The organism is Erwinia plantamica (assembly GCF_043420595.1).
In the GTDB taxonomy this organism is placed as follows: domain Bacteria; phylum Pseudomonadota; class Gammaproteobacteria; order Enterobacterales; family Enterobacteriaceae; genus Erwinia; species Erwinia aeris.
The window spans coordinates 26,242-53,139 of sequence record NZ_JBGCUC010000018.1 but is presented as its reverse complement, the minus strand read 5'-3'; the positions used below and the strand labels follow the sequence as shown (position 1 = coordinate 53,139).

The following is a 26,898-nucleotide window of genomic DNA, read 5'->3' as shown; positions in this document are numbered from 1 at the left end:
TTTTGTTTTCTTCGTTATATCCTGCTGATTCCAAAAAGCTTCCGCCAAATAGTCACGCGTGTTGATTATTTAGCATGACCTTTAGCAACGATTCGTTTACATTATGCGCAATTTAACGCGCAGAGGTTGTTGTCATGCAGGGAGGAACGCGTGTCCTGATTATGGGCATCGTGGCGTCCGTGGCTGTTATTGCAGGCTGCAAGGCGCTCAGTTTTAAACACAATGCCAATGCATTATGGAATATCGTCAGCCAGCAGTGCGTACCCAATCAGCAACAAAACAACGATCCGGCGCCCTGCCGCATTGTAGATTTGCGCAACGGCTACGTGGTGATGAAAGATCGGGAAGGGCCGCTACAGTTCCTGTTAATGCCCGTGAAAAAGCTTGCCGGTATCGAAAGTCCGGAGCTGCTTAATCCTTTTGCTCCTAACTATTTTGCCGAGGCCTGGCACGCGCGTCACTATATGGAAGAGCGTCGCGGCTCGCCGGTAGACGACAGCGCGGTAGCGTTAAGCATTAACTCGCAGCGCGGCAGAACGCAAAATCAGCTGCATATTCATATCTCCTGCCTGCGTCCGGATATCCGGCGGCGGCTGGACAGCCTGAACAGCTCGCTAAGCGAGAAATGGCAGTCGGCGCAGTTGGGTAAGCATGAGTATCAGATCAGGATAGTGAGCCGTGACGAACTGAAAAAAACCAGTCCGTTTGTCCGCATTGCAAACGAGCTGCCGGGCGCGCGTGAGGAGATGGGGAAATACGGTATCGCGGTGGCGGCAATGCCGGGCGGGCGGCGGGTGCTGATGGTGATTAAGCGCAATCTGCTGCTGCTGAACCGGGGTTCGGCGGAAGAGCTTCAGGATCACAGCTGCGCTATTTTGCAGCCGTCATCCTGATTGTTATCAGACCGGAGTATTAGCCTGCTCCGGCTCATCATCCGCATATTCCGCCGTGGCTATCCAGGCGGCGCAGAACAGCGTCAGACGCGCGAAAAAGTAGAAGAAAGCCATCAGGCCAAGCACGGAGCCGAACGCCGCGCCGGAAGGTGAAGAAGCCAGCTTCGGCAACGTCATAGTCATAATGGCTTTAATCACCTCAAAGCCGATAGCGGCGAGCAGCGTCCCGCGGAACAGCGCCTTTTTACGCGGCTGGTGGCGCGGCAGGCGCCAGAAAATCCACAGAAACAGCAAATAGTTCGCCAGGATAGAGATGGTCAGGGCAATGGTGGTCATCGCCGGGCGCAGCCATTCGATACCGTCCAGCCCCAGCGCCCGCACAATGGCGTCCTGCGCCGCACCAGCGACCGAAGTCAGCATGATGGTAATAAACAGCGCCAGCACCAGGCCTATCAGCGAGATAAAATCGCGGGTGTATTTGAAGTAAATCTTTTCTTTATCCTGCTGGTTACGTTCCCAGACGTCGCGCGACTGCGCGCGGACGGCTTCGCGCAGGTTGCCCATCCAGCTGATGCCGGAATAGAGCGCCACCAGCAGGCCGGTGATCCCCACGGTAGTGCGCTGCTCGACGGCCGTTTTCACGCTGTTTTTCAGGGTAGTGGCCAGCGTAGGATCGCTGATGCTGTTAACCATTCTGTCGATCAAATCCGTCAGCAGATCCTGATTGGAAGCGAGTACGAAACCCACACCCGCAAACGACACCATCAGAATGGGGATCAGCGAAAGAAAAGAAAAATAGGTGATCGCCGCGCCAAACTGGCTGCCCATGCGGTCGGTAAAGCGCTCCCCGGCGCGGATAAAATGCGCCACCGCCGGAATAGCCTGAAACCAGCTTACCAGACGGGAAACGCGCGTAATCGACTTATCAACGGTTTGATTGCCGGTTTTGATATTAATCAGCGGCTTTTCCGCTTTTTTCTCTTCGGGTTTATTTTCCTTCATGGATCCTTCTTCATATCCTTCAAGTGCATGGCGTAAAACAAATTATAGCCGGACGCTCAGGCAACGTAGTTTTTCATTGCCTGGGTCAGCCATTCCATAAAGACCTGAACCCGACGCGTCAGGTTGCGGCGATGGGGATAAATCAGCGAAACGGGCATCGGTTCGGCGCGAAAATGCGGCAGGATCTCTACCAGCTTTCGCTCGGTCAGCGCCTGTTTTACGCCGCGTTCCGGCACCTGAATAATGCCCAGGCCGGCCAGACAGGCGGCGCGATAGGTTTCCGTGCTGTTAACGGTTACCGTTCCACCGGTTTGAATATAGCGGCTATTTTTACCGTCAAAGTATTCAAAGCCCGTCGGCTGCACGCCAATCTGCTGGCTGTAGTGCACCATCGCGTGCGAGACGAGATCGTCCGGCGTGGTCGGCGTACCAAAACGCGCCAGATAGTCAGGGCTGGCGCAGTTAATCAGCGTCAGCTTACCCAAAGGCCTGGCGATCAGGCCGGAACTTTCCAGCACGCCGACGCGCACCACGCAGTCAAAGCCTTCCCGCACCACGTCCACGCGTCTGTCGCTGCTGCTCAGCTCCAGTTCGATGCCGGGATAGTGCTGCATAAAATCCGGCAGCAGCGGCAGGATATAGTCGCACGCCATGCTGATGGGCATATCCACCCGCAGCTTGCCGCTTAGCGTGGCGGGATCGTGCTGGAACAGCGAATCCATTTCATCCAGCGTCGCCAGCACGTCGCGGCAGCGTTCGTAATAGATCAGGCCGTCCTGCGTCAGCTGGACGCGCCGCGTAGTGCGGTGCAGCAGCCGCACGCCCATCGCGTTTTCCAGCGATTGCAGCTGCCGCGACAGGCTGCCTTTAGGCAATCCCATGCTGTCGGCAGCGCGGGTGAAGCTCTGAAGTTCAGCGACCCTGACGAAAACCTGCATTGCGTGAATTTTATCCATTTATCCGCCCATTGTTGCTTATAACGAAACAGTGATGCGTAGCCATGACCATTTATAGATCGCTTTGCGAGCAATATCCTGTTTTTTATCCACAGCGGAACCTACGGAGCGAGAAATGAGCCATAAAATTGCGGTTATTACCGGCGGCAGCCGGGGTTTAGGCAGAAACGGCGCGCTGAAACTGGCTGAAAAGGGCGTTGACGTGATTTTTACCTGGCGCAGTAAAGAACAGGAGGCGCAGGCGGTCGTCAAGGAAATTGAGGCGCTGGGCGCCCGTGGCGTCGCGCTACAGCTGGACGTCGGCGATAGTCAGGCCTTTCCCGGCTTTGTCAGCGAAGTGCAAAAACAGCTAAAAGCGATCTGGCAGCGCGACAGCTTTGATTATTTATTAAACAACGCGGGCACGGCGCTGCATGAGCCTTTTGCGTCGACCACGGAAGCGCAGCTCGAGGCTTTGGTTAACGTCCATTTTAAAGGGCCGTTTTTTCTGACGCAGCAGCTGCTGCCGCTGATAGCCGACGGTGGGCATATCCTTAATGTCTCCAGCGGCCTGACGCGTTTCAGCCAGCCTGGCTCCGGAGCGTATGCGGCGGTAAAAGGTGCGATGGAAGTGTTAACGCGCTATCAGGCGAAAGAGCTGGCGGCGCGGGGCATTCGCGTCAATATCCTGGCACCCGGCGCTATCGCAACGGACTTCAGCGATGGGCGAGTACGCGACAATCCGCAAATTAATGCGTTTATCTCTTCCGTCACGGCGCTGGGTCGCGTGGGGCTGCCGGACGATATCGGCAAGGCGATCGCCATGTTGTTCAGTGACGAAAGCGCCTGGATCACCGGACAGCGCATCGAGGCGTCCGGCGGCATGTTTCTCTGAGGCGTTTCAGGCCGGGAAGCGTCGCGCCTCCCGGCTTTAGCCTCAAAGACGGATCGTGCCGTCTATGACCGTGACCGTCTGGCCGCCAATCCAGGCTGTGCCCGACGCCCAGCTGACGCTCAGGCGACCGGCGCGCTGTAAGGCCGTGCCCTGACGCACGCGGTAATCCAGCTCCACGCCCTGCGCCTGCAGGTAGCGGGCGAGACAGGCGTTGGCGCTGCCGGTCACGGGATCTTCGCACAGCGAGCCGTGCTCCATCAGCAGGCCGCGCACCTCATACTGTTCCGCTGCGCCCTGCAAAGGGCCAAACGGCATCACGCCGGTCACGCGGGCTTTTTTCAGCAGCCGTTCAAATTCCGTAACGTTGGGTTTGATCGCCAGCACCGCTTCGGCGGAAACCATTGGTACCAGCAGAAAACGAATGCCCATATCCGCAATCATTACCGGCAGACGGGTTTCTATCGCATCGGTGTTTAACGCGCTGCCCAGCGGCGCCTCGTTAAATTCCGTCAGCGTCGCCTCCGGGGCGGCAAAAGCCAGCGCGCCGTCGTCGGCAATCTTAACCTTTACCAGCCCCAGCTCGCACTGCTGCACAATCTGGCCCGGCTTCTTCAGGCTAATACCGGATTCCAGCAGCGCATGGGCCGTACCGAGCGTTGGGTGGCCAGCGAACGGCAGTTCGCCGTCCGGCGTAAAGATACGCACCCGGTAATCGGCGGCCTCGTTGGTTGCCGGCAGAACAAAGGTGGTTTCCGATAAATGCGTCCAGCGGGCCACGGCCTGCATCTGCTCTGTGCTGAGATCCTCGGCCGCCATGATCACCGCCAGCGGGTTGCCGTTTAAAGGCGAAGAGGTAAAAACATCAACCTGTTTAAAAGCGCGTAGCTGCGTCATCTGTCTCTCCTTTCCATTAATTTTCTTTGACAATATCAGGAATTTTCCCGGTCGGGGTGCTGAAGAGGTGCTATTTTCAGGTTAAGGAGCGCCGTTATCAGTTCACGCTGTAACAGGTAGCCTAAACCCGAACAAAAAAGTGACGGAAATATGCTGAAAATACTGGGGCGTGCATCGTCTATCAACGTCCGTAAAGTCCTGTGGGCCTGTGAGGAACTGGGTATCGCCTCTGCACGCGAAGAGTGGGGTGAAGGTGCCAGATCGCCTCAGGAGGCCGAATTCAGGGCGCTTAATCCCAACGCATTAATGCCGGTTATTCAGGAAGGCGATTTTATATTATGGGAGTCCAACGCCATCATTCGCTATCTGGCGAACGCTTATGAAGGCGGCTGGCTCTACCCACAGGAACCGCGCGCCCGTGGACGGGTCGATCAGTGGATTGACTGGCAGGCCACCGAACTGAATACTTCCTGGCGCTATGCGTTTATGTCGCTGGTGCGGCATTCCCCCGCCCATCAGGATCCGCGCCTGCTGGCCGCCGCCTGTAAAGGCTGGAACTACACGATGGCTATTCTTAATCAGCAGCTGGAAAAAACCGGCGCTTTTGTCGCGGGTGACGCGTTCTCGCTGGCCGATATCCCGATTGGGCTGTCGGTGAACCGCTGGTATGAAACGCCGATGGAGCATCCCGAGCTGGCGGCGGTGCGCGCCTACTACGAGCGCCTGACGAAGCGTAAGGGCTACGCGCACTGGGGACGCAACGGGATGCCGTAACGGCTCAGGCTATGCCGGGCGGGATGCCGCTCATCTCGCAGGCCAGCTCGCCGGTGCGCTTCAGTGCCCAGGTATAGCGTTCGTCAAAGTGGTAGCAGCAGGTCAGCCGGATCGCGCTGTTGCAGCGGTCGCTCAGCGTATAGAGCGCGCCCGGCGTCAGGCAGATTTTCTCCTGCAGCAGGCGGTGGAACAGATCGATGCAGTCGATCTGGCCCGGCAGCTCGACCCAAAAGATAAAGCCGCCGCTGGGCAGCGTCGCTCTGGTGCCCTGCGGGAAATGCCGGGCGATCAGGCCGCGCGCCTCATCCATTAACGTGGCATAGCGGCGACGCATGGTGCGAAGATGACGATCGTAGCCGCCGGATTCCAGAAACAGCCCAAGCGTTTCGCTCAGCAATTTTGATTCCGTCAGGGAAGAAACCGACTTAAGCCGCGCCAGCGCCTGGGAAAAACGTCCCGCCGCTATCCAGCCAACGTGAAAATCGGGCGCCACCGTTTTAGTGAAGCTGGCGCAGTGCAGCACCCAGCCATCCGTATCGAAAGCCTTTACCGCTGGCGACAGCGGCCAGCAGAATTGCAGCTCGTCATAAAGCCCATCCTCGATCAGCGGCACCTGATAATGGTTAACCAGCTTCGCCAGCCGCTTTTTATCCTCCAGCCGCATGGTGCAGCCCAGCGGATTTTGTACCGTCGGCATGGCTACCAGCGCCTGAATGCGCTGCTCACGCAGCACCAGCTCCAGCGCGTCCAGCGACAGACCGTGCTGCGGATCGGTAGGCAGCTCCAGCACCTTCAGGCCCAGGCTCGCCACCAGAGGGAAGAGGTAGAAATAGGTGGGCGTTTCCAGCCCGATGCAGTCGCCGGGCCTGGTGACGGCGCGCAGAGCCAGCTGTAGCGCCTCCATACAGCCGTGCGTCAGCGTAATATCTTCGGCGGTGAGCATCATGCCCAAATCCGCTACGCGCCGGGCGATTTCACGACGCAGACGCTGGCTTCCCGGCGGCAGCGCGTAGCGGCCGATCAGCCCAGGTTCGCGCCGCAGCAGCGAAGCCATAATGCGGCTGATTTTCGCCGTCGGAAAGAAATCGCTGTTTTGCGGGCAGGCCAGCGAAAGGTTGATATAGTCCGGATGGTTTTGCGCCGCAAAGACGGTATCGATCAAATCGAGCTTCTCGCTGCCGGGCGTGCGCACCTGTGACTGGTGGCCGTTGCGCGCCCTTAACGAAGGCAGAACGCCCCGGACATAGTAGCCGGACTGGGGACGCGCTTCGATCAGTCCGCGATCTTCCAGTAGCCGATAGGCCGTCAGCACGGTGTTAACGCTGACCTGATGGATAGCGGCGCAGCGGCGCACGGCGGGAAGGCGGCTACCCGGCAGCCAGGTGCCGTTGTGAATAGCTTCCGCCAGCGTTTCGGCCAGCTGGTGATACAGCGTCTGCTCTTGCGGATCGATAATGGACACAGTCACGTCTCCGGCTAATGGGTACAGTTAATCGATAACAAGGATTGTGCTCATAACAATAGTGGATTTCTGAATCTGTTACCATCATCGCAGACGCCTTACCATGTTCTTCTCATTCACTTGCAGGAGAGCGGCCATGCTCGATCCCTCTTTTTTCAGCTACGTTACCGTTATGTCGATCACGCCTGGGCCGAACAATCTGATGCTTGCCACTTCCGGCGTTAACTTCGGGATGCGCCGCACCGTGCCGATGATGTTCGGCATCACGCTGGGCTGCGCCTTGCAGATAGCGATCGCCGCGCTGCTGCTGGACAGCCTGCTGCTGTGGATGAGCGCCATTCGCCTGCCTTTAACGCTGCTGGGCTGTGCCTATCTGCTGTGGCTGTCGTGGAAGATTTTCCGCGCGGGCGCGCCGGAACTGCGGGAAAAAGCGAGGCCGCTGACGCTGCTGGGCAGCGCGCTGTTTCAGGTGGTCAATCCAAAGGCCTGGCTGATGGCCACCAACGTAGCGCTGATCTATTCCGCCAGCAGCGGCATCCTGCCGATCATGAGCGGTTTCGCCGCGCTGAATCTGCCCTGCATTTTGGTCTGGGCGATGATGGGCGACAGATTGGGCAGGCATTTGCAGGTGGCGTGGAAGCTGCGGGCCTTTAACAGCGTGATGGCGCTGTCGCTGGTGGCCACCATCGGCTGGATGCTGGCAGAGGTGTTAAAGCCATAAAAAAGGGCGGCCCGAAAGCCGCCTTCTGTTTTAGTCGCCGACTTCGCCGCCGCCTTCCTGCGACGGCCACTTCCAGTCCCGTACTTCCGGGATATCCTCGCCGTATTCACGCACCCAGGCGTGATGAGCCGCCAGCTTCTCCTGAAGCTTGTCCAGCACGTCGGCGGCTTTCTCCTGCAGACCGGGCACGCGCAGGATCGCTTCCTGCGCCAGATGGTAACGATCCAGCTCGTTCAGCACCGTCATATCGAAAGGCGTGGTGGTGGTGCCTTCTTCGTTGAAGCCTCTGACGTGGAAATTCGGATGATTATTGCGCTGGTAGGCCAGGCGATGGATCAGCGCCGGATAGCCGTGGAAAGCGAACACCACCGGCCTGTCGCGCGTAAAGATCGCATCGAAATCCTGCTCTTCCAGCCCGTGCGGATGCTGGTCGCGGGTTTGCAAAGCCATTAAATCCACCACGTTAACGACGCGAACCGACAGATCGGGCAGATATTGCCGCAGCAGATCGACGGCCGCCAGCGTTTCCATCGTCGGCACGTCGCCTGCGCAGGCCATTACCACGTCCGGCTGTTTGCCTGGCTTCTCGTTGCCTGCCCAAGGCCAGATCCCCATGCCTTTCTCACAGTGCGCGATAGCCTCATCCATGCTCAGCCACTGCGGCTCCGGCTGCTTGCCGGCGATGATCACGTTAATGCGGTCCCAGGTTTTCAGGCAGTGATCGCCGACCCACAGCAGAGTATTGGCATCCGGCGGCAGATAAACGCGAACAATATCGGCTTTCTTGTTGATAACGTGATCGATAAAACCGGGATCCTGATGGCTGTAGCCGTTGTGATCCTGTCGCCAGACGTGCGAGGAAAGCAGGTAGTTAAGCGAGGCGATCGGCTCGCGCCACGGCAGCTTGCGGGAAACCTTCAGCCACTTGGCGTGCTGGTTGAACATCGAATCGATAATATGAATAAAGGCTTCGTAGCAGTTGAACAGGCCGTGGCGACCGGTTAACAGATAGCCTTCCAGCCAGCCCTGACACTGATGCTCGCTGAGGATTTCCATTACCCGCCCATCCGGCGCCAGCTGCTCGTCGTAATCGCGGATCTCCTCCATCCAGGTACGATTAGTGACGTCAAAAACCTTGCTCAGCCGGTTAGAGGCGGTTTCGTCCGGGCCGAACAGACGGAAGTTATCAGGGTTATCGCGGAAGATAGCGCTCAGATAGCTCGCCAGCACGGCGGTAGACTGCTCCTGCGTGTCGCCAGGCTTATCGATTTTTACCGCAAATTCCCGAATATCCCGCGTTTTTAACGGTTTGCGCAGCCGGCCGCCGTTGGCGTAAGGCGTCGCGCCCATGCGCTTTTCGCCCTGTGGCGCCAGCGCCTGCAATTCGGGTTTAAGCCTGCCTTGTTCATCAAACAGATCGTCAGGCCGGTAGCTTTGCAGCCAGTTTTGTAACAGCTGGCGGTGCTCGTCGTTTTCCCGACATTCGGAAACCGGCACCTGATGCGCGCGCCAGAATCCTTCCACCTTTTTGCCGTCCACCGTTTTTGGGCCGGTCCAGCCTTTCGGGCTGCGCAGAATAATCATCGGCCATGCCGGTACGCTGTCGCTGGTGTGGCCCTGACGCGCCTGCTGCTGGAAGTCACGGATGCGATCGAAAGCACGATCCAGCGTGTCGGCCATCAGACGGTGCATTTTTTGCGGGTCGTCGCCGCTGACAAACAGCGGTTCATAGCCGTAACCGGCGAACAGCTGCCGCAGATCCTCATCGCTGCTGCGGCCAAGCAGCGTAGGATTGGCAATTTTGTAGCCGTTCAGATGCAGGATCGGCAGCACGGCACCGTCCCGCGCGGCGTTTAAAAACTTAGTGCCGTGCCAGCTGGCCGCCAGCGGGCCGGTTTCCGCTTCGCCATCGCCGATCACGCAGGGCACGATAAGATCCGGATGATCGAAAGCCGCGCCAAAGGCGTGCACCAGCGAATAGCCCAGCTCGCCGCCTTCATGGATGGAGCCGGGCGTTTCCGGCGCCGCGTGGCTGGGAATGCCGCCGGGAAACGAAAACTGGCGGAAAAGATGCTGCATGCCCTGCGCGTCCGCGCTGACTTTTGGGTAGATTTCGCTGTAGGTGCCTTCCAGCCAGGTATTGGCGACCATGCCTGGCCCGCCGTGGCCGGGGCCGCAGATATAAAGCAGGTTAAGATCGCGCTGGCGAATAATGCGGTTCAGGTGCGCATAGATAAAGTTCAGGCCCGGCGTGGTTCCCCAGTGCCCCAGCAGACGAGGCTTGATATGTTCAGGCTGCAGCGGCTCGCGCAGCAGAGGATTAGCCATCAGGTAAATCTGCCCGACCGAAAGATAGTTAGCGGCGCGCCAGTAACGGTCAAGCAGCGCTAATTCAGTCTCGGTAGCGGAATGGGGTGAAGAGGTGTCCATCAGCTGCTCCTTTTAAATGAGTCAGCTAAAAGCATAGACGCCTGGGGGAGTTGTGCAGGAAGCGGCAAAATGCGCGCGTAAAAAAGGCGGGAGATCCCGCCTTCAGGCTTTACTATTTACCGATTACGGCTGCGGCCACCGCCGCTTCGTCATTGGCCGCGGTAAACGGCGTGTAGTCGAGCTGCAAAACGCGGCTGGTTTCCGCCAGCTGGTGCTCGGTTGCCGCCACGTTGCCGTTCAGCTTCTGGCCGTAAGAGGGCACTATTGCTTTCAGCTTTGCCTGCCATGCCGACGTCGCCATCTGCTCAGCGAACACTTTGCTCATCAGATCGATCATGATAGGCGCGGCCGTGGAAGCACCCGGCGAGGCGCCCAGCAGCGCGGAGATGGTGCCGTCCTGCGACGTGACGACCTCCGTGCCCAGCTTCAGCACGCCGCCTTTCTGCGCGTCTTTCTTGATAATCTGTACGCGCTGGCCCGCCTTAACGCGACGCCAGTCCTCTTTTCTCGCCTCCGGGAAATAATCCCGCAGCGCCTGGCAGCGATCGTCATCGGTCAGCATGACCTGGCCAATCAGGTATTTCACCAGGTTAAAGTTATCCAGCCCGACGTGCACCATTGGCTTAAAGTTCGACGAGGTCATGGAGCCGAACATATCCCACAGCGAGCCTTGCTTCAGGAACTTCGTCGAGAAGGTGGCAAACGGCCCGAACAGCAGCACCTGCTTGCCATCCAGCATCCGCGTATCCAGATGCGGCACGGACATCGGCGGCGCGCCAACGGAAGCTTTGCCGTACACTTTGGCCAGATGGCGCTTCACGATCTCCGGGTTTTCGCTTACCAGGAACTCGCCGCCGACCGGGAAGCCCGCATATTCTCTGGCTTCTGGAATACCGGTCTGCTGGAGCAGCGTCAGCGCCGCGCCGCCCGCGCCGATAAAGATATATTTCGCGCGAATGGTTTTCCGGCGGCCGTTGTTTTTCAAATCGGCCACGGTCACGTTCCAGCTGCCGTCGCCGTTGCGCTTAAAGCCGCGAACCTCATGGCCGGTTTCCAGCGAAAAATGCTGGTTTTTCTGTAGCGATGCCACCATCTGGCGCGTGATTTCGCCGAAGTTCACGTCGGTGCCGGTGGTGATGCGCGTGGCGGCAACGCGATCTTTGTCGTCACGTCCTTCCATCAGCAGCGGTGCCCACGCCCTGATTTGCTCCGGGTCTTCTGAATACTCCATACCGCGAAACAGCGAGCTTTTCTGCAGCGCCGTAAAGCGTTTCTTCAGGAACGCCACGTTGTCGTCGCCCCAGACAAAGCTCATATGGGGAACGGTGTTGATAAAGCTGCGTGGATTGCGCAGGACGCCTTTCTGGACCAGATGGGACCAGAACTGGCGCGAGATCTGAAACGCTTCGTTGATCTCGACGGCTTTTTTGATATCGACCGAGCCGTCTTCTTTCTGCGGCGTATAGTTCATTTCGGCCAGCGCGGCATGCCCGGTACCGGCGTTGTTCCAGCCGTTGGAGCTTTCTTCAGCCACGCTGTCCAGGCGCTCGATCATACTGATGCGCCACTCGGGTTCCAGAGCCTGCAACCAGGTGCCAAGCGTAGCGCTCATCGCGCCTCCGCCGATCAGTAATACGTCTTTTTCTTCATCTGCCGTAGCGGCTTTCGCAGAGCCCATAGCGGCCAGAAGTCCTGCTAATTTTGGCATGAGGCGACTTCTCCGTATGTTGATAAATCAACATGGTGAGCAGGTGAAACGGCGGCGATCTCTTTCGGACCGTGGTAGCCGCTTCGCTGAGTACAGTGCGCTTCCATCACAAAAACGGATGATTAACGCGCGTTAAGCGTTGTGGAAATATACCATTGTTACGTAGCAATTAAAAAATTGTTTAAAGATTAAAAATGAGAATGAATAATCAAACAAAATTAGAGGAAGTAATACCAGAGGCTGCTTCAGCGAAACGGCAAAGAGAGTTATCGGTTATTTATTATTAATTTTCATAAGGATAATTTGGCTTTCTTCGGATGGGGTTGTGCAAAAAGCAGACAGGTAAAGCCTGAAAAGCAGGCGTGAGCAGGGAAGATCGCAGAGAATTTAGTTGTTATTAAATGTTAATTGTTTGTTAAGTGGGAAAGGCCAGCGGATGATCCAGCCGCGTGGCGGGTAAAATGAGGGCGGATATCTCCGTGCGGACAGGCCGATTAAAAAAACCTCCGCGCAGGCCGGGCAAAAAAATGCCTGCTCCGCACGGGCGGAACAGGCGTCACAGATTGATACGTCCGGCATGCTGCCGGACGGAACAGGCACTGTGCTTTATCGGCAGCGTCAGGCTTTTTTAGCCGCTGCGGCAGCCTTAACGATTACCGCGAAAGCATCCGCTTTCAGCGATGCGCCGCCAACCAGCGCGCCGTCGATATCCGGCTGGGCAAACAGCTCGGCCGCATTCTTATCGTTAACGGAACCGCCGTACTGGATAATGACCTGTTCTGCGACAGCGGCATCTTTTTTGGCGATATGGTCACGGATAAATTTATGCACGGCCTGGGCCTGTGCAGGGGTAGCGGATTTGCCGGTGCCGATAGCCCAGACTGGCTCATAGGCAATGACCACGCCGTTGAACGCGTCAGCGCCCTGGGTTTCCAGCACGGCGTCAATCTGGCGTGCGCAAACTTCTTCGGTTTTACCCGCTTCGTTTTCCGCTTCGGTTTCGCCAATGCACAGTACCGGGATCAGACCGGCCGTTTTCAGCACCGCGAATTTTTTGGCAATCAGCTCGTCGCTCTCTTTATGATAAGTGCGACGCTCGGAGTGGCCGATAATGATGTATTTCGCGCCTACGTCTTTCAGCATCTCGGCGGATACTTCGCCGGTGAACGCGCCAGACAGGTTAACGTCTACGTTCTGCGCGCCAAGCACGATATGGCTACCCGAGCTGGCGTGCTTCGCCAGATCCAGATAAATCGTTGGAGGGGCAATGGCTACGCCGCAGCCATCGACGGCGCTCAGCTCATTACGCAGACCGGCAATCAGCTCGTTGACCATGTGTTTGCTGCCGTTCAGTTTCCAGTTACCCATTACTAACGGATGTCGCATTCTATCCTCCACGCTTAGCGCGATACGGTTTAATTACCCTGCCTCAGCAGCGTTGTCTGCCGGACAGTATAGAGATCAAAGCCCTTCAGAGCTTTGCTTTTCGTCATTTTTAAACCCGGTTAGCCACCGTTCAGGGCGAGTTTTACCGGCTCGATGGCGAAGGTCAGCCCTTTTTCGCCGTTGTCGGCCACCACGTAGCGCAGCGCGCCTTCCGCCTGGGCATAGTAGCGCGAGCCTTTCCCTTTACTCAGCAGATCGTCCAGCCGCTTCTGACTCTGTTCCTGAGTCAGCGTCGGTTCAAAAAACCTCGTCAGCGCAATCATATAGGCCAGCGCTTTATCCCGTGCGGCTTTCTCTTCCGGGCCGGGCACCGGCAGCCAGGTAATCTGTAACGTTTTGATCTTTCCGGTTCCCTGTTCCAGCGCGGTAGAAGAGTAGAGATTTTCATTGATCTTGCTGGCGGCACGGGTCAAATTACTTTTATCACCGCGGCTGTCCGTCGCCCGGTATTCAGCAATCTGTAACTTTGGATTGATAGCATTATACTTTTCGCGAAACTGGCCGATAGTCATATCAAAGGTCGGCGCACCCGCCAGAAGATAGGGCGCTGTAGGCATATGTTCAGCACGCTCCTGAGGATCGGCTTCGGCCCGAACGGACGCGGTACTCAGCCAGACCAGTAACGTAAAACCCGTGAACAACGCTTTATTCATTATCTGTCGCTCTAACTAATGCAGTTAACGCAAGATTAAAACGGACAATGACCGGCAAAGTCAAAGCCTGACGCTGTTCTGAGGAAGAAAAAATGACCTTACAAGCGTGGTGTTTTTCCTGGCGTGGCAGGCTGGGGCGGCGCGATCTGTGGATTTGGCTGACGCTGTGGCTGGTGCTGCTGACCGTGCTGTTTACCCTGGCCGCGCGAGGCTGGATCAGCACGCAGACCGCCGCCTTCTGCGTGGTCAGCCTGCTGTGGCCGTCCAGCGCCGTGGTGGTGAAACGTCTGCACGACCGTAACAAATCGGCCGCCTGGGCTTTGCTGCTGATCGTGGCGTGGATGCTGCTGGCAGGGAACTGGTCGGCGCTGCCAGCCAGCTGGCAGTGGACGCTGGGGCGCTTTATTCCCACGCTGATCCTGGTGACCATGAGCCTGGAGCTGGGCGTCTTCAGCGGCAGCAAAGGCGCCAACCGCTTCGGCAAAACGACGTTGCAGGTGAACTATTTTGGTCGTCGGACGCCCGATTACCAGTAGTGTTCGCTGGTGATATGGCCAGGCTTACGTTTCAGGTGCTTGCGCATGTCGCGCGTCTCTTTCAGCAGCTGCTGGGTGTCTCTGACCATCTGCGGGTTGCCGCACAGCATGATATGGCTCTCTTCTGCCGTCATGGGCAGCCCGACGGCGGCTTCCAGCTCGCCACGCTCTATCAGCGCGGGCACGCGGCCGGTCAGCGAGCCTTCAGCTGCTTCACGGCTGACCACCGTCTGAATACGTAGCTGTCCCTGATAGCGCTGCTCCAGCGCCTGCATCAGCGGCAGATAGCTCAGGTCCTGCGCGTAGCGGACGGCATGGACGAGAACGATATGCTCAAAACGCGCCAGCCCTTTGCCTTCCTGCAGGATAGAAAGATAGGGGCCGATAGCCGTCCCGGTCGCCAGCATCCACAGCGTTTTGCACTCGGGGATTTCATCTATCACAAAAAAACCGGCGGATTCTTTGGTGATCATCAGCTTCTGGCCCGGCTGCAATGCATGAAGTCGCGGGCTTAATTTGCCTTCCGGCACCGTCACCAGGTAGAACTCCAGGTTGGCGTTGCTGGGGGCGTTCACAAAAGAGTAGGCGCGCTGCACGCGTTCGCCGTCGACTTCCAGCGCCAGCTTGGCGAACTGTCCGGCAATAAAGGGATCGATGGGCGCGGTGACGGTAATGCTGAACAGGCTCTCAGTCCAGTCCTGCACCTGCTGTACTGTGGCGTTGACCCACTCGGCCATAGTGCGCTCCTTAGTCAAAACGGTTGAATAGCCTATCTTCGCTACGGAACGGCTTTTTTGCCAGCCTCCGTGTTGCGCAAAGCTCATATCGACAAATCCGGCATCCGACGTACAGTTTCATTTACGCCGCTGAACGCTTTTGCTGACACTTAATTAAAGACCATTTTTCCTTGCCCTCTCGCTTTGTCATGCGTTCCTGATATTTTCCTCGCTATCGAAAACCCTTCCTGGCCAATCGTCCTGTTTAATGGCGATTTAGCCGATAAATTGTGCTGATAAAATGAAGAAAATTGCAAACGGGCATTTGCTGGTGATGCTGATCGCGCTGGTGGCCGTCGGACAGATGGCGCAAACCATTTATGTTCCGGCGATGGCGACCATCGCGCAGGATTTTGGCGTGCGCGACGGCGTGGTGCAGCGCGTGATGGCCGCGTATCTGATGACCTACGGCGGCTCGCAGCTGCTGTATGGCCCGCTGTCGGATAATATCGGGCGGCGTCCGGTTATCCTGGGCGGATTAACTATTTTTATGATCGGTTCACTGGTCGCGCTCGGCGCGCCGACCTTCGATCTGCTGGTGCTGGGCAGCGCCATTCAGGGACTGGGAACGGGCGTGGCGGGCGTGATGGCTCGCACCATGCCGCGCGATCTGTATGCGGGCGGCGTGCTGCGGCAGGCCAACAGCCTGCTGAATATGGGCATTCTGGTCAGTCCGCTGGTTGCGCCGGTGATTGGCGCGCTGCTGACTCATCTGTTTGGCTGGCACGCCTGCTTTATTTTTCTGCTGCTGCTCTGCCTGGGCGTGGGCACGGCAATGCTGCGCTGGCTGCCGGAAACGCGTCCCGCGCCGTTGGAAAAACGCGCGCTTTTTTCACGCTATAAGCCGCTGCTGGCTGACAGCACCTTTGTGCGCTATCTGATTATGCTGATGGGCGCGCTGGGCGGCATCGCCGTGTTTGAAGCCAGCTGCGGCGTGCTGATGGGCGGCGTGCTGGGACTCAACAGCCTCACGGTCAGCCTGCTGTTTATTCTGCCGATCCCGGCGGCGTTTTTCGGCGCGTGGTTTGCCGGTCGCGACAATAAGCCTTTTCAGCAGCTGATGTGGTGGTCGGTCAATAGCTGCCTGCTGGCTGGCGCGCTGATGTGGATCCCGGCCTGGTTCGGCGTGATGACCATCTGGACGCTGGTGGCGCCTGCCGCGCTGTTTTTCTTCGGCGCGGGCATGCTGTTTCCCCTGGCGACCACGGGCGCCATGGAGCCGTGGCCCTATATGGCCGGTACGGCGGGCGCGCTGCTGGGCGGCCTGCAAAACCTGGGATCGGGCCTGGCGGCCTGGCTGTCGGCGCTGCTGCCGCAGAACGGCCAGTTCAGCCTGGGAATGCTGATGTTCGCCATGGCGCTGCTGATCCTGCTGTGCTGGCTACCCTTGTCGAAAAGGCCGGAGATGCACGCGGTATGAAGTAACGGGCCAAACGGCCCGTAAACATCCTACAGAATATATTGATGCAGGCTCGCGTCCTTACGATCCAGATAGTGAATGGACTGGATGCGGCGGATAGTGCGCGATTTGCCGCGCACCAGCAGCGTTTCGGTGGTGGCGACGTTGCCCTGGCGCGTAATGCCTTTCAGCAGATCGCCGCTGGTGATGCCGGTTGCGGAGAAAATAACGTTATCGTTGCGCGCCATGTCGGCCAGCGCCAGCACCTTTCCGGCTTCAATACCCATTGCCCGACAGCGTTGCAGCTCCTGTTCACCCAGCGCGCGGTTTTCCGGCGTATCGCCTTTGACCGCGTGACGCGGCAGCAGGCGTCCCTGCATATCACCATCCAGCGCGCGGATCACCGCCGCCGAAACCACGCCTTCCGGTGCGCCGCCGATGCCATACAGCACGTCCACTTCGCTGTCCGGCATACAGGTCAGGATAGAGGCGGCCACGTCGCCGTCGGGAAAGGCAAAAATTCGCACGCCCAGCTGCTGCATCTCGGCAATCACGCCGTCATGGCGCGGCTTGGCAAGAACGGTGACGGTCAGCTCCGTCAGCGGTTTTTGCAGCGCCCGCGCGATATTTCGCAGGTTTTCCGCCAGCGGCAACGCCAGATCGATAGCGCCTTTCGCGCCAGGGCCAACCGCCAGCTTTTCCATATACATATCGGGCGCGTTCAGAAAGGTGCCTTTATCGCCAACGGCCAGCACGGCCAGCGCGTTGGCCTGGCCCATGGCGGTCATGCGCGTGCCTTCAATAGGATCGACCGCGATATCCACCGCATCGCCCTGGCCGCTACCCACTTTTTCGCCAATGTACAGCATCGGTGCTTCGTCGATCTCGCCTTCGCCGATGACGATTTGCCCATCGATATCGACTTTATTCAGCATGATACGCATGGCGTGCACCGCAGCGCCGTCGGCCGCGTTCTTGTCGCCGCGCCCCAGCCATTTATAGCCAGCCAGCGCTGCCGCTTCCGTTACGCGTGAAAATTCAATAGCGAGTTCTCGTTTCATAATGGGCCTTACGCAAAGTAATGAAGCAGGAAGTCTGGCATGGCGGGGAGGAAAAACGCCAGCATTCTTATCGCCGGGTTCTGAACATCAGGGAGGAGGGGCGGAACAGATGCCCGCAGCCGTGGCGACTGCGGGCGAGAAGACGTTACTCTTCGTGATCTTCCCATGCCTGAGCGCGGGAAACGGCTTTCTTCCAGCCTGCATAACGATAGTTACGCTCGGTGGTTTCGATGCTCGGACGGAATTCGCGTTCAATGACGGCCTTGGCACGGACTTCATCCAAATCTTTCCAGAAGCCGACCGCCAGCCCCGCCAGATAGGCGGAACCCAGCGCGGTTACTTCCAATACTTCCGGGCGTTCGACGCGGGTGCCCAGGATATCGGACTGGAACTGCATCAGGAAGTTGTTGGCTACCGCGCCGCCATCGACACGCAGAGACTGCAGGCGGGTGTTGGAGTCATTCTGCATGGCTTCCAGCACGTCGCGGGTCTGGAAGGCGATAGATTCCAGCGTGGCGCGAATAATATGGTTCGCGTTCGCGCCGCGCGTCAGGCCGAAGATAGCGCCGCGCGCATACGGGTCCCAGTAAGGCGCGCCCAGGCCGGTAAAGGCCGGCACCATATACACGCCGTTGCTGTCTTTCACCTTGGTGGCGAAGTATTCGGAATCGGTGGCGTCACCGATTAGCTTCATCTCGTCACGCAGCCACTGGATAGACGCGCCGCCGATAAATACCGCGCCTTCCAGCGCATAGTTGACTTCGCCGCGCGGGCCGCAGGCGATAGTGGTCAGCAGGCCGTTAGTGGAGGTGACCGCTTCCGTGCCCGTGTTCATCAGCATAAAGCAGCCGGTACCGTAGGTGTTTTTCGCCATGCCCGGCTGAACGCAAAGCTGGCCATACAGCGCCGCCTGCTGGTCGCCCGCGATACCGGCGATAGGGATACGCGTGCCGCCTTTACCGCCGATATTGGTCTGGCCGTAGACTTCGGAAGAAGACTTCACTTCCGGCAGCATTTCACGCGGGATATCCAGGATATCCAGCATGCGCTGATCCCACTCCAGCTTGTGGATGTTGAACATCATGGTACGCGAGGCGTTGGTGTAATCGGTGATGTGCACCCGTCCCTGCGTCATTTTCCATACCAGCCAGGAATCGACGGTGCCGAACAGCAGCTCGCCGCGCTTTGCCCGCTCGCGCGAGCCTTCAACGTGATCCAGGATCCATTTAACCTTGGTGCCGGAGAAGTAAGGGTTAATCACCAGCCCGGTAGTGTGCTGAATATACTCTTCCAGCCCCTCTTTTTTCAGTCGGGCGCAGTAGTCGGCGGTGCGCGGATCCTGCCAGACGATAGCGTTATAGATCGGCTTGCCGGTCTCTTTGTCCCAGACGATAGCGGTTTCACGCTGGTTGGTGATGCCAATGGCGGCTATCTCGTCCGAACGGATATCGGCGTGGGCCAGCACTTCCACCAGCGTGGAGCTTTGCGACGCCCAGATGTCCATCGGATCGTGTTCGACCCAGCCGGTCTTAGGATAAATTTGCTGAAATTCGCGCTGGGAAACCGCAACAATGTTGGAGTCGTGATCCAGCACCACGGCGCGGGAGCTGGTTGTGCCCTGATCCAGCGCGACGATATATTTTTTATCTGTAGTCATAAATCCTTCCTGATGTGTAAAGGGTTAGCACTTACGCTTTACGCTGTTCAGCACGCGCTATCGTCTCTGGCTTCTTTACCGCAGCTGCGCCAGGCAGGTTACGGGCGATCAAAGAGCGGTAGCCGAATGCACCCACGCAGGCGCCAACAATCGGGCCAAAAATTGGCACGAGGAAATAAGGAATATCGCGGGCGCCGGTGAAAGCAACGTTACCCCAACCGGCCAGCCAGGCAAAGATCTTGGGTCCGAAATCACGGGCCGGGTTCAGGGCGAAGCCGGTCAACGGACCCATTGCACCGCCGATAACCGCGATAAGCAGGCCGATCAGCAGCGGAGCCATCGGGCCGCGCGGCAGGCCGTTGCCGTCGTCGGTCAGCGCCATAATCAGCCCCATCATCACGGCAGTGATCACGGCTTCAACCAGGAAAGCCTGGCCAACGCTGATATGCGGATTAGGGTAGGTAGAGAAAATACCGGCCAAATCCAGGCTCTCGACGCTGCCGCGCACCATATGGTGCGTCTGCTCGTAGTCCAGAAACAGGTTATGGTAGAGCGCATAAACCAGCGCGGCGGAGCAGAAGGCGCCTGCCACCTGCGCCACAATATAAGGAATAACTTTACGGCCTTCGAAGTTGCCAAACAGGCAAAGCGCCAGGGTCACGGCCGGGTTCAAATGCGCCCCGGAAATGGCCGCGCTCAGGTAAACCGCCATGGCAACGGCGATCCCCCAGATGATGCTGATTTCCCACAGGCCGAGTACCGCGCCTGCTACCTTTGCCGCCGCGACGCAGCCGGCACCAAAGAAAATAATCGTGCCGACGCCGAGAAACTCGGCGATGCACTGCCCTTTAAGGGTGGTGGTTGTCTGGCTCATGATGTTGGTTCCTGAAGGCGAGGTTAAATGGTGTACGGCTTTTTTTTCTCTTTCCCTGAGTCGCCCCAATCTTGTGTGGGGTTGTTGTGAATTTATCGTTAACGAGCATAAACGAGAAATAGCGAAATCAAAAGTTGTGTGCTGCTTCAAAAAAATGAGCGTTTTCGCGTCTTTTAACGGAATTTTCCTGCGGCTTTTGGCTTTCGTTTTCCATTTCATGTTGCAATTTGTTAACAATACCCGCGCAGGGATCGCGGGTAAATGTTACAAACACCAGGTCTGCGCTGAAAAACGCGGCTCTCTGCGCCGTAGCAGGTTCGTTGCTGGACTTGGCGGGCCGCTCTACATACAATCGGAACATCGTTGTGAGCCGCAGCGGGTCGGCCAGTGTCGATCGCGCCGCGTCTGCAACATCAACGCCTTGCGATTAGGAGAGGTCATTTACGATGTCATTTGAAGTGTTCGAGAAACTGGAAGCAAAAGTACAGCAGGCGATTGATACTATCACGCTGCTGCAGATGGAAATTGAAGAGCTGAAAGAGCAGAACAACAACCTGAATCAGCAGGTTCAGCAGGCCGCGGGCAACAGCGAATCCCTGGTGCGTGAAAACCAGCACCTGAAAGAGGAGCAGCATGTCTGGCAGGAGCGTCTGCGTGCGCTGTTGGGAAAAATGGAAGAAGTCTGAGTCAGGTTTGACGGCAGGCGGTAAAAGAACGGGTGCCAGTCAGCACCCGTTTTTGCTATATGCCAGCCGGTGGATCTTCTGGAAGGATAAGGTGTGCTATTCGATATCCAGCGGATCTTCGGAAAGGATAATACCGGTATTATCGGCATAAAGATGGTCGCCTGAAAAGAAGGTCACGCCGCCAAAATTGACGCGCACGTCGCTTTCGCCAATGCCTTCGCCAGCGGCGCCAGCCGGGATAGCCGCAATCGCCTGAATGCCGATATCCAGCTCTTCCAGGTCGTCTACCTGACGCACGGAGCCGTAGACCACCAACCCTTCCCATTCGTTTTGCAACGCCAGGCGAGCCAGCGCCGCATCGACCAGCGCGCGCCGTACAGAGCCGCCGCCGTCTACCAGCAGCACGCGCCCGCGTCCGTTTTCTTCCAGCAGATCATACAGAAGCCCGTTATCTTCAAAACATTTCACCGTGGTGATTTGCCCGCCAAACGAGGTGCGGCCACCAAAGTTTGAAAAGAGCGGTTCAACCACGTTCACATCTTCATGATAGATGTCGCAGAGTTCGGAAGTATCGTATTTCATAAGGGGTTCATCTGTTCGCCACAGGGAGACTAAGTATATCGCTTTCTGGCGGTTGTTGGCAAAATCATCAGTTGTTAAAAATTGCGGCAGGTCAGGGACATCGCGATTAGTTCATCGCCAGACCAATGGCGAAAAGCAGATTAACCAGCAGCGTCGCTTTTACCGTTTTCTCCAGCACGGGCCGCATAGCGGCGGCGGCGGTATGTTTGATAACAAAGCGTGCCTGGCCGAACAACAGCGGCGCGCTGAGCAAAAACAGCCAGCCCGACGCGTCCAGCATCGCCAGTTTGGCATACAGGCCAAAGCAAAACAGCGCGCCGGAAAGCAGCATGGCATGGTAATAGCGCGCGTTACAGGCGCCGAGCCGTACGGCCAGGGTGAATTTACCGTTCCGCCGATCGCTGTCGATATCGCGCATGTTATTGACGTTGAGCACGGCGACCGCCAGCAGGCCGCAGCCGGTCGCGGGCAGAAAAGCCAACAGATGCAGGCCGTGCGTTTGCAGATAAAAGCTGCCCACCACGCCCAGCCAGCCAAAGAAAACCAGCACGGAAAGATCGCCCAGCCCAAGATAGCCGTAAGGTTTTTTCCCTACCGTATAGGCGATGGCGGCGACGATGGCCAGCGCGCCCAGCGCCAGAAAGCCCAGCATATCGCCGGGGCTCTGACAGGCGCGCACCACCAGCGTTACGCCTGCGATCAGCGTCAGCGCGACCGTCAGCGTCAGCGCAAAGCGCATCTGCTTCAGGCCGATCAGCCCTTTCTGCATGCCGCGTAGCGGGCCGAGGCGATCGGGCTTGTCGCTGCCTTTTACCGCATCGCCATAGTCGTTGGCCAGATTGGACAAAATTTGCAGCAGCGCCGTGGTCAGCAGCGTCAGCAGCGCGACGGCCGGATCGAAATGTCCCTCACGCCAGGCCAGCGCCGAGCCGGTAATCACTGACGCGCAGGCTAAAGGCAGCGTACGTAAGCGCAGGCTTTCCAGCCATGCGCGGAAAGAGGTAAAAGCCGGAACTGCAGAGATATTGTCGCTCATCAGGCTGGGCCTTTGCTGAAAGAGGATGAATGCCGGAAAGCGACCAGTTTACTGGCTGTCTGCACGCGGAGAATTAATCCACGTCAGGAATTGGGCGGGAAAGCAGAGGCGGCGGACAAAGAAAAACCCCGCGCGTAAGCGACGGGGTTTAAAAAGGCGCGAGCGTGGAAGATTACAGAATAAAGCGGCTGAGATCTTCGTCCGCTACCAGCTCGTCCAGATGTTTACCAACGTAATCGGCATCGATGGTGATCGACTCGCCGTTGCGGTCGCTGGCGTCGTAGGAAATCTCTTCCATCAGGCGCTCCAGCACGGTATGCAGACGACGCGCGCCGATGTTCTCAGCGGTTTCGTTCACCTGCCAGGCTGCGGCAGCGATGCGGCTGATGCCGTCTTCCGTAAAGTGGATATCCACGCCTTCGGTCTTCATCAGCGCCTTGTACTGCACAGTGACGGACGCGCTTGGCTCGGTCAGGATGCGCTCAAAGTCGTGCGTGGTCAGCGCCTGTAGCTCAACGCGGATCGGCAGACGACCCTGCAGTTCCGGGATCAGATCGGAAGGGCTGGCGACCTGGAACGCGCCGGAAGCGATAAACAGAATGTGGTCGGTTTTCACCATACCGTGCTTGGTGGAAACGGTGCAGCCTTCCACCAGCGGCAGCAGGTCGCGCTGTACGCCTTCGCGGGAAACGTCCGGGCCGGAGCTTTCGCCACGCTTACAGACCTTGTCGATTTCGTCGATAAACACGATGCCGTGCTGCTCGACCGCGTCGATCGCTTCCTGCTTTAACTCTTCCGGATTGACCAGTTTGGCGGCTTCTTCCTCGATCAGCAGCTTCATCGCTTCTTTGATCGGCAGCTTACGCGGCTTCTGCTTCTGGCCGCCGATGTTCTGGAACATCGACTGCAGCTGGCTGGTCATCTCTTCCATACCCGGAGGCGCCATGATCTCGACACCCATTGGCGCGGCGGCCAGATCGATTTCGATCTCTTTATCGTCCAGCTGGCCTTCGCGCAGCTTTTTGCGGAAAGACTGGCGGGCAGCAGACGGCTCGGCAGCGGCTTCCGGCTGGCCCCAGTTGTTTTTCGCCGGTGGGATCAGCACGTCGAGAATGCGTTCTTCGGCCATCTCTTCGGCGCGATAGCGGTTTTTCTCAATCGCCTGCGAGCGCACCATTTTGATCGCGGAATCGGTCAGATCGCGGATGATAGAATCCACTTCTTTACCTACATAGCCCACTTCGGTGAACTTAGTCGCTTCCACCTTAATAAAAGGCGCATTCGCCAGCTTGGCCAGGCGACGGGCGATTTCGGTTTTACCTACGCCGGTCGGGCCAATCATCAGAATATTTTTAGGCGTCACTTCGTGGCGCAGCTCTTCGTCGAGCTGCATACGGCGCCAGCGGTTGCGCAGGGCGATGGCAACAGCGCGCTTGGCGCCGTCCTGGCCGATAATAAATCTGTCCAGTTCGCTGACGATTTCGCGCGGGGTCATTTCAGACATAATCAGGGTCCTTACGCTTTAGACGATAATTCTTCGATAGTAAGATTGTGGTTGGTATAGATGCAGATATCGCCTGCAATACCCAGCGCTTTTTCCACGATGTCGCGCGCGCCAATGTCGGTGTTTTCCAGCAGCGCACGAGCGGCAGCCTGTGCGTACGGGCCGCCAGAACCGATGGCGATCAGATCGTTTTCCGGCTGGATCACGTCGCCGTTGCCGGTGATGATCAGCGAGGCGTTTTCGTCAGCTACGGCCAGCAGGGCTTCCAGCTTGCGCAGCATCCGATCGGTACGCCAGTCTTTGGCCAGCTCGACCGCCGCCTTCACCAGATGGCCCTGATGCATCTCCAGCTTGCGTTCGAACAGCTCAAACAGCGTAAAGGCATCTGCTGTGCCACCGGCAAAACCAGCAATGACCTTGTCATTATAAAGACGACGCACTTTTTTGACGTTGCCTTTCATTACGGTGTTGCCGAGCGTAGCCTGGCCATCACCGCCAATTACTACCTGGCCGTTGCGTCGTACACTTACAATTGTTGTCACGGGCAGACCCCTTGTTACAGTCGAAAGATCTCCCCGCAGGCCTACTGCGGGGCAATGATGCGATCAGATATGGGGGGAATCTGGAAGGTTTCAACCCCCCAAAGAGACAGGAATACAATTTGAATGGCCGTTGCCGCGCAGGCGTTTCAGCGTGCTGTCGGCGGCGGTGCGGCTGTTGTAAGGGCCGACGATCACGCGATTCCAGCCGCCGCCGCTGGTGATTTTGCTTTCAAAGCCTTCAAACGCCAGCGAGGCGCGTACGGATTCCGCCTGGTCGCTGCCTTTGAACGAGCCGCACTGCACCATCCAGCGCTGCGTCTTCTCTTTTTCGACTTCTTTTGGCTTCTCGGTTTTCGGCTGCGGCTGGCGGACAGGCTCCTGAGCTACCGTCGGCTGCTGGCTGTGCTGCGGCAGCATGTGCTGCTGCTGTGCCGGCTGCTGACGCGATGGCTGTACCTGCGGCTGCGTTTGAACCTGACGCGGCTGGATCTGTGGCTGCGTCTGTACCTGACGAGAAGGCTGAGGTTCTGATGAATAGGCGTTCTGCGGCTGGCGCGACTGCTGTTGCAGCTGCGTCTGCTGCTGCTGGCGCTGTAGCGTTTGCTGGCGTTGGGCTGGCGTCTGCTCGTTCCACGGCACTTCGTTCAGCTGGGTAGGCTGCTGGCGCATATCGGCCTGCATCTGCTCCAGCAGCTGGCGCTGTTCGTCGGTCAGTTGCGTAGGCGAATGCACTTCACCGCCTGCCGAAGGCTCGACGGGTGTCGGCACGGTGATTTGACGGTTCTCCAGCTCTTTAATGTAGCGCCAGCGCTCTTCTGGCTTGGGCGGCAAACCGTTGCCGGCTGCTTTGTGATCCGGGATGACCGGCGCCTCTTCCTCTTTTTTATGATGGGCGATAAACCATAAGCCACCGACAAACGTCACCAGTACCGCGACGGCCAGACCTACCATGATCTTTGATACACCCGATCCGCTGCTGCGCTTTTTACTGCCGCCGCGGCCGTTGCTCTTTTTGCGACGCGTCCCTGTCGAACGCCCGCGGCCTACGTAATCTTTTTGTGCCACTATCGTTCCGCTAATAATCAATGAAGAGTAAGGTCGGGCCAGCGCGCTGGCCTGCAGCTCGCCATGTTACTCAAGGGCCGGAAGTTTGACCAGCAGGGATACGATTAAGAATCTGCTGAATCTCGGTTTTGTTGCCCAAAAGGAAAAATTTTGTTCGCGCTACGCTTTTTGCCGCAGCGCGGGCGCCGTGCTGCCGCGAATTTTTATTTCAAAATCCAGCAGCCGGGAACCGCTGTTTACCAGCTTGCCCTGTAGCTGTTCCAGCAGCAGATTCATCGCCTCGCGGCCGATGTTGAATCGCGGCTGGGCAATGGTAGTCAGCTGAGGATCGCTGTAGCGCGACAGTTCGATATCATCAAAACCAATCAGCGACAGATCTTTCGGCACGCGCAGCCCCATTATTTTCGCCTGCGCCATCGCGCCCAGCGCCATGATATCGCTGTGGCAGAACAGGGCGTCCGGCGGCTGCGGCAGCCGCATTAGCTGCTTCAGCGCGCGGCTGCCGGCGTCAAACGTGAAATCGCCGCGCACGATATAGCGCGGATCCAGCCTGATGCCGTTGCGTTGCAGCGCCTGAATATAGCCCTGCAGGCGATACTGACACAGCGGCATCTCCTGCGGCCCGGCGACGCAGGCGATACGCTCGTGGCCCAGCTTAAGCAGATGGTTCACCGCCTCGAACGCCGCCGTCAGGTTATCAATGTGCACGGTCGGCAGCGCCAGATCGGGCGCGAATTCATTGGCCATCACCATCGGCGGCAGGCTGCGCTGCTCTTCCGGCCCGGTTTCAAAAGGCACCTGCGACCCCAGCAGCACCATGCCGTCAATCTGTCGGGTCATCACCAGATTCAGGAAAGCGCTCTCCTGACGGTTTTGGTGCGCGCAGTCGCCAATCAGCACCAGATAGCCTTCTTCGGCCGCCACCGATTCCACCCCGCGAATAATTTCGCTGAAAAAGGGGTCGCAAATGTCGGGCACTATCACCAGGATTGTGCGGGACTCGCTGCGTCGCGGATGGCGCACCATGGCATGAGGCGAATAGCCAACGGCAATCACCGCCTCGTCGACTTTTTGGCGCGTGGCGGCAGAAACCTTTTCCGGACTCATCAGGGCGCGGGAAACGGTCGCCGTCGATACGCCCGCTTTTTCCGCCACGTCTTTCATCGTGGCGCCCACGGTTTCTGGCTTGTGCTCCAACGCTGTTCTCCTCATACCGGCCGGTTGACTGCCCGGCGTCGGCCGGAAATAAAAGGCTTTTTGTCAGCGTTATAGCCGACCCTCACCGTGAAATTAACCAATGCTAATCAATTGCGTTACTTAATTTGCATAAAAATAGTGACTTGTGCGACTTTTTTCGAGCCGGCTCG

At 57.9% G+C, this 26,898-nt stretch carries 25 protein-coding genes and 1 pseudogene; 8 read left to right on the top strand and 18 right to left on the bottom strand.

Annotation, left to right across the window (positions count from 1 at the left end; translation table 11 throughout):
• The first annotated feature begins 134 nt into the window (after positions 1-134).
• Positions 135-893, top strand: coding sequence for a CDP-diacylglycerol diphosphatase (locus AB3U87_RS17695; RefSeq protein WP_253457043.1), 759 nt, complete (start codon positions 135-137; stop codon positions 891-893).
• Positions 894-899: 6 nt separating this feature from the next.
• Here AB3U87_RS17695 and yhjD read toward each other — a convergent pair whose 3' ends face one another.
• Positions 900-1,895, bottom strand: a complete 996-nt coding sequence (gene yhjD / locus AB3U87_RS17690; protein WP_253457045.1) for an inner membrane protein YhjD — start codon at positions 1,893-1,895, stop codon at positions 900-902.
• Positions 1,896-1,951: 56 nt separating this feature from the next.
• A complete protein-coding gene (locus AB3U87_RS17685; RefSeq protein ID WP_301730971.1) occupies positions 1,952-2,851 on the bottom strand; it encodes a LysR family transcriptional regulator in 900 nt (299 codons plus the stop codon).
• A gap of 115 nt (positions 2,852-2,966) precedes the next feature.
• Between AB3U87_RS17685 and AB3U87_RS17680 the strand changes: the two genes are divergently transcribed.
• Entirely contained in the window at positions 2,967-3,725 is a 759-nt protein-coding gene (locus AB3U87_RS17680; RefSeq protein ID WP_253457052.1) for an SDR family NAD(P)-dependent oxidoreductase, read from the top strand.
• Between the two features lie 42 nt (positions 3,726-3,767).
• On the opposite strand, the gene AB3U87_RS17675 is transcribed toward AB3U87_RS17680, so the two are convergent.
• Positions 3,768-4,619 (bottom strand): PhzF family phenazine biosynthesis protein, encoded by an 852-nt coding sequence (locus AB3U87_RS17675; RefSeq protein WP_301252475.1) that lies wholly within the window; start codon positions 4,617-4,619, stop codon positions 3,768-3,770.
• A 150-nt stretch (positions 4,620-4,769) separates the two neighbouring features.
• Between AB3U87_RS17675 and AB3U87_RS17670 the strand changes: the two genes are divergently transcribed.
• Positions 4,770-5,393 (top strand): glutathione S-transferase family protein, encoded by a 624-nt coding sequence (locus AB3U87_RS17670; RefSeq protein ID WP_253457057.1) that lies wholly within the window; start codon positions 4,770-4,772, stop codon positions 5,391-5,393.
• A 4-nt stretch (positions 5,394-5,397) separates the two neighbouring features.
• Here the strand turns inward: AB3U87_RS17670 and AB3U87_RS17665 are convergent, their stop codons facing one another.
• Positions 5,398-6,855, bottom strand: a complete 1,458-nt coding sequence (locus AB3U87_RS17665; RefSeq protein ID WP_370734995.1) for an aminotransferase-like domain-containing protein — start codon at positions 6,853-6,855, stop codon at positions 5,398-5,400.
• A gap of 136 nt (positions 6,856-6,991) precedes the next feature.
• On the opposite strand from AB3U87_RS17665, the gene AB3U87_RS17660 reads away from it, so the two are divergent.
• Positions 6,992-7,576 (top strand): LysE family translocator, encoded by a 585-nt coding sequence (locus AB3U87_RS17660; RefSeq protein ID WP_253457064.1) that lies wholly within the window; start codon positions 6,992-6,994, stop codon positions 7,574-7,576.
• A 30-nt stretch (positions 7,577-7,606) separates the two neighbouring features.
• Here the strand turns inward: AB3U87_RS17660 and AB3U87_RS17655 are convergent, their stop codons facing one another.
• The 4 genes and pseudogenes from AB3U87_RS17655 to AB3U87_RS17640 all read right to left on the bottom strand — a co-directional run bounded on the left by AB3U87_RS17655 (position 7,607) and on the right by AB3U87_RS17640 (position 13,813).
• Positions 7,607-10,006 carry a phosphoketolase family protein gene (locus AB3U87_RS17655; RefSeq protein ID WP_394149928.1) on the bottom strand — a complete coding sequence of 800 codons (2,400 nt, stop codon included), beginning with the start codon at positions 10,004-10,006 and terminating at the stop codon, positions 7,607-7,609.
• A 151-nt stretch (positions 10,007-10,157) separates the two neighbouring features.
• Positions 10,158-11,714 (bottom strand): annotated as a pseudogene (gene mqo / locus AB3U87_RS17650) (malate dehydrogenase (quinone)); the annotation flags it as partial.
• A gap of 618 nt (positions 11,715-12,332) precedes the next feature.
• Positions 12,333-13,100, bottom strand: a complete 768-nt coding sequence (gene tpiA, locus AB3U87_RS17645; RefSeq protein WP_253457069.1) for a triose-phosphate isomerase — start codon at positions 13,098-13,100, stop codon at positions 12,333-12,335.
• Positions 13,101-13,219: 119 nt separating this feature from the next.
• Positions 13,220-13,813 (bottom strand): YiiQ family protein, encoded by a 594-nt coding sequence (locus tag AB3U87_RS17640; RefSeq protein ID WP_394149926.1) that lies wholly within the window; start codon positions 13,811-13,813, stop codon positions 13,220-13,222.
• Positions 13,814-13,905: 92 nt separating this feature from the next.
• Here AB3U87_RS17640 and AB3U87_RS17635 point away from each other — a divergent pair, with 92 nt between their 5' ends.
• Positions 13,906-14,349: a DUF805 domain-containing protein gene (locus tag AB3U87_RS17635; protein ID WP_253457073.1), complete on the top strand. Its 444-nt coding sequence runs from the start codon at positions 13,906-13,908 to the stop codon at positions 14,347-14,349.
• On the opposite strand, the gene fpr is transcribed toward AB3U87_RS17635, so the two are convergent.
• Entirely contained in the window at positions 14,340-15,086 is a 747-nt protein-coding gene (gene fpr / locus AB3U87_RS17630; RefSeq protein ID WP_253457076.1) for a ferredoxin--NADP(+) reductase, read from the bottom strand. The genes AB3U87_RS17635 and fpr overlap by 10 nt on opposite strands.
• Before the next feature lie 280 nt (positions 15,087-15,366).
• On the opposite strand from fpr, the gene emrD reads away from it, so the two are divergent.
• Positions 15,367-16,545: a multidrug efflux MFS transporter EmrD gene (gene emrD, locus AB3U87_RS17625; protein ID WP_394149924.1), complete on the top strand. Its 1,179-nt coding sequence runs from the start codon at positions 15,367-15,369 to the stop codon at positions 16,543-16,545.
• A 29-nt stretch (positions 16,546-16,574) separates the two neighbouring features.
• Here emrD and glpX read toward each other — a convergent pair whose 3' ends face one another.
• From glpX to AB3U87_RS17610, 3 genes are all read right to left on the bottom strand, one after another.
• Positions 16,575-17,585, bottom strand: a complete 1,011-nt coding sequence (gene glpX / locus AB3U87_RS17620) for a class II fructose-bisphosphatase (RefSeq protein ID WP_253457082.1) — start codon at positions 17,583-17,585, stop codon at positions 16,575-16,577.
• Between the two features lie 145 nt (positions 17,586-17,730).
• Positions 17,731-19,242, bottom strand: coding sequence for a glycerol kinase GlpK (gene glpK / locus AB3U87_RS17615; RefSeq protein WP_253457085.1), 1,512 nt, complete (start codon positions 19,240-19,242; stop codon positions 17,731-17,733).
• A gap of 31 nt (positions 19,243-19,273) precedes the next feature.
• Positions 19,274-20,116, bottom strand: coding sequence for an MIP/aquaporin family protein (locus tag AB3U87_RS17610; protein ID WP_301252485.1), 843 nt, complete (start codon positions 20,114-20,116; stop codon positions 19,274-19,276).
• Between AB3U87_RS17610 and AB3U87_RS17605 the strand changes: the two genes are divergently transcribed.
• Together AB3U87_RS17605 and zapB are read left to right on the top strand one after the other, a co-directional pair.
• Positions 20,115-20,573, top strand: a complete 459-nt coding sequence (locus AB3U87_RS17605; protein WP_253457091.1) for a hypothetical protein — start codon at positions 20,115-20,117, stop codon at positions 20,571-20,573. The two genes, AB3U87_RS17610 and AB3U87_RS17605, sit on opposite strands and share 2 nt — an antisense overlap.
• On the top strand, positions 20,563-20,802 hold the full coding sequence (gene zapB, locus AB3U87_RS17600; RefSeq protein ID WP_125290575.1) for a cell division protein ZapB: 240 nt from the start codon (positions 20,563-20,565) through the stop codon (positions 20,800-20,802). The genes AB3U87_RS17605 and zapB overlap by 11 nt, the downstream gene beginning before the upstream one ends.
• 96 nt (positions 20,803-20,898) lie before the next feature.
• On the opposite strand, the gene rraA is transcribed toward zapB, so the two are convergent.
• From rraA to cytR, 6 genes are all read right to left on the bottom strand, one after another.
• Positions 20,899-21,384: a ribonuclease E activity regulator RraA gene (rraA, locus tag AB3U87_RS17595; RefSeq protein ID WP_253457093.1), complete on the bottom strand. Its 486-nt coding sequence runs from the start codon at positions 21,382-21,384 to the stop codon at positions 20,899-20,901.
• A 106-nt stretch (positions 21,385-21,490) separates the two neighbouring features.
• Positions 21,491-22,420: a 1,4-dihydroxy-2-naphthoate polyprenyltransferase gene (locus AB3U87_RS17590; RefSeq protein WP_253457096.1), complete on the bottom strand. Its 930-nt coding sequence runs from the start codon at positions 22,418-22,420 to the stop codon at positions 21,491-21,493.
• A gap of 172 nt (positions 22,421-22,592) precedes the next feature.
• Entirely contained in the window at positions 22,593-23,924 is a 1,332-nt protein-coding gene (gene hslU / locus AB3U87_RS17585) for an HslU--HslV peptidase ATPase subunit (RefSeq protein WP_125290572.1), read from the bottom strand.
• Positions 23,925-23,935: 11 nt separating this feature from the next.
• Positions 23,936-24,466 (bottom strand): ATP-dependent protease subunit HslV, encoded by a 531-nt coding sequence (hslV, locus tag AB3U87_RS17580; protein ID WP_012439891.1) that lies wholly within the window; start codon positions 24,464-24,466, stop codon positions 23,936-23,938.
• Between the two features lie 90 nt (positions 24,467-24,556).
• Entirely contained in the window at positions 24,557-25,531 is a 975-nt protein-coding gene (ftsN, locus tag AB3U87_RS17575; RefSeq protein ID WP_301252492.1) for a cell division protein FtsN, read from the bottom strand.
• 159 nt (positions 25,532-25,690) lie between these two features.
• Positions 25,691-26,728, bottom strand: coding sequence for a DNA-binding transcriptional regulator CytR (gene cytR / locus AB3U87_RS17570; protein WP_253457102.1), 1,038 nt, complete (start codon positions 26,726-26,728; stop codon positions 25,691-25,693).
• Positions 26,729-26,898: the final 170 nt, after the last annotated feature.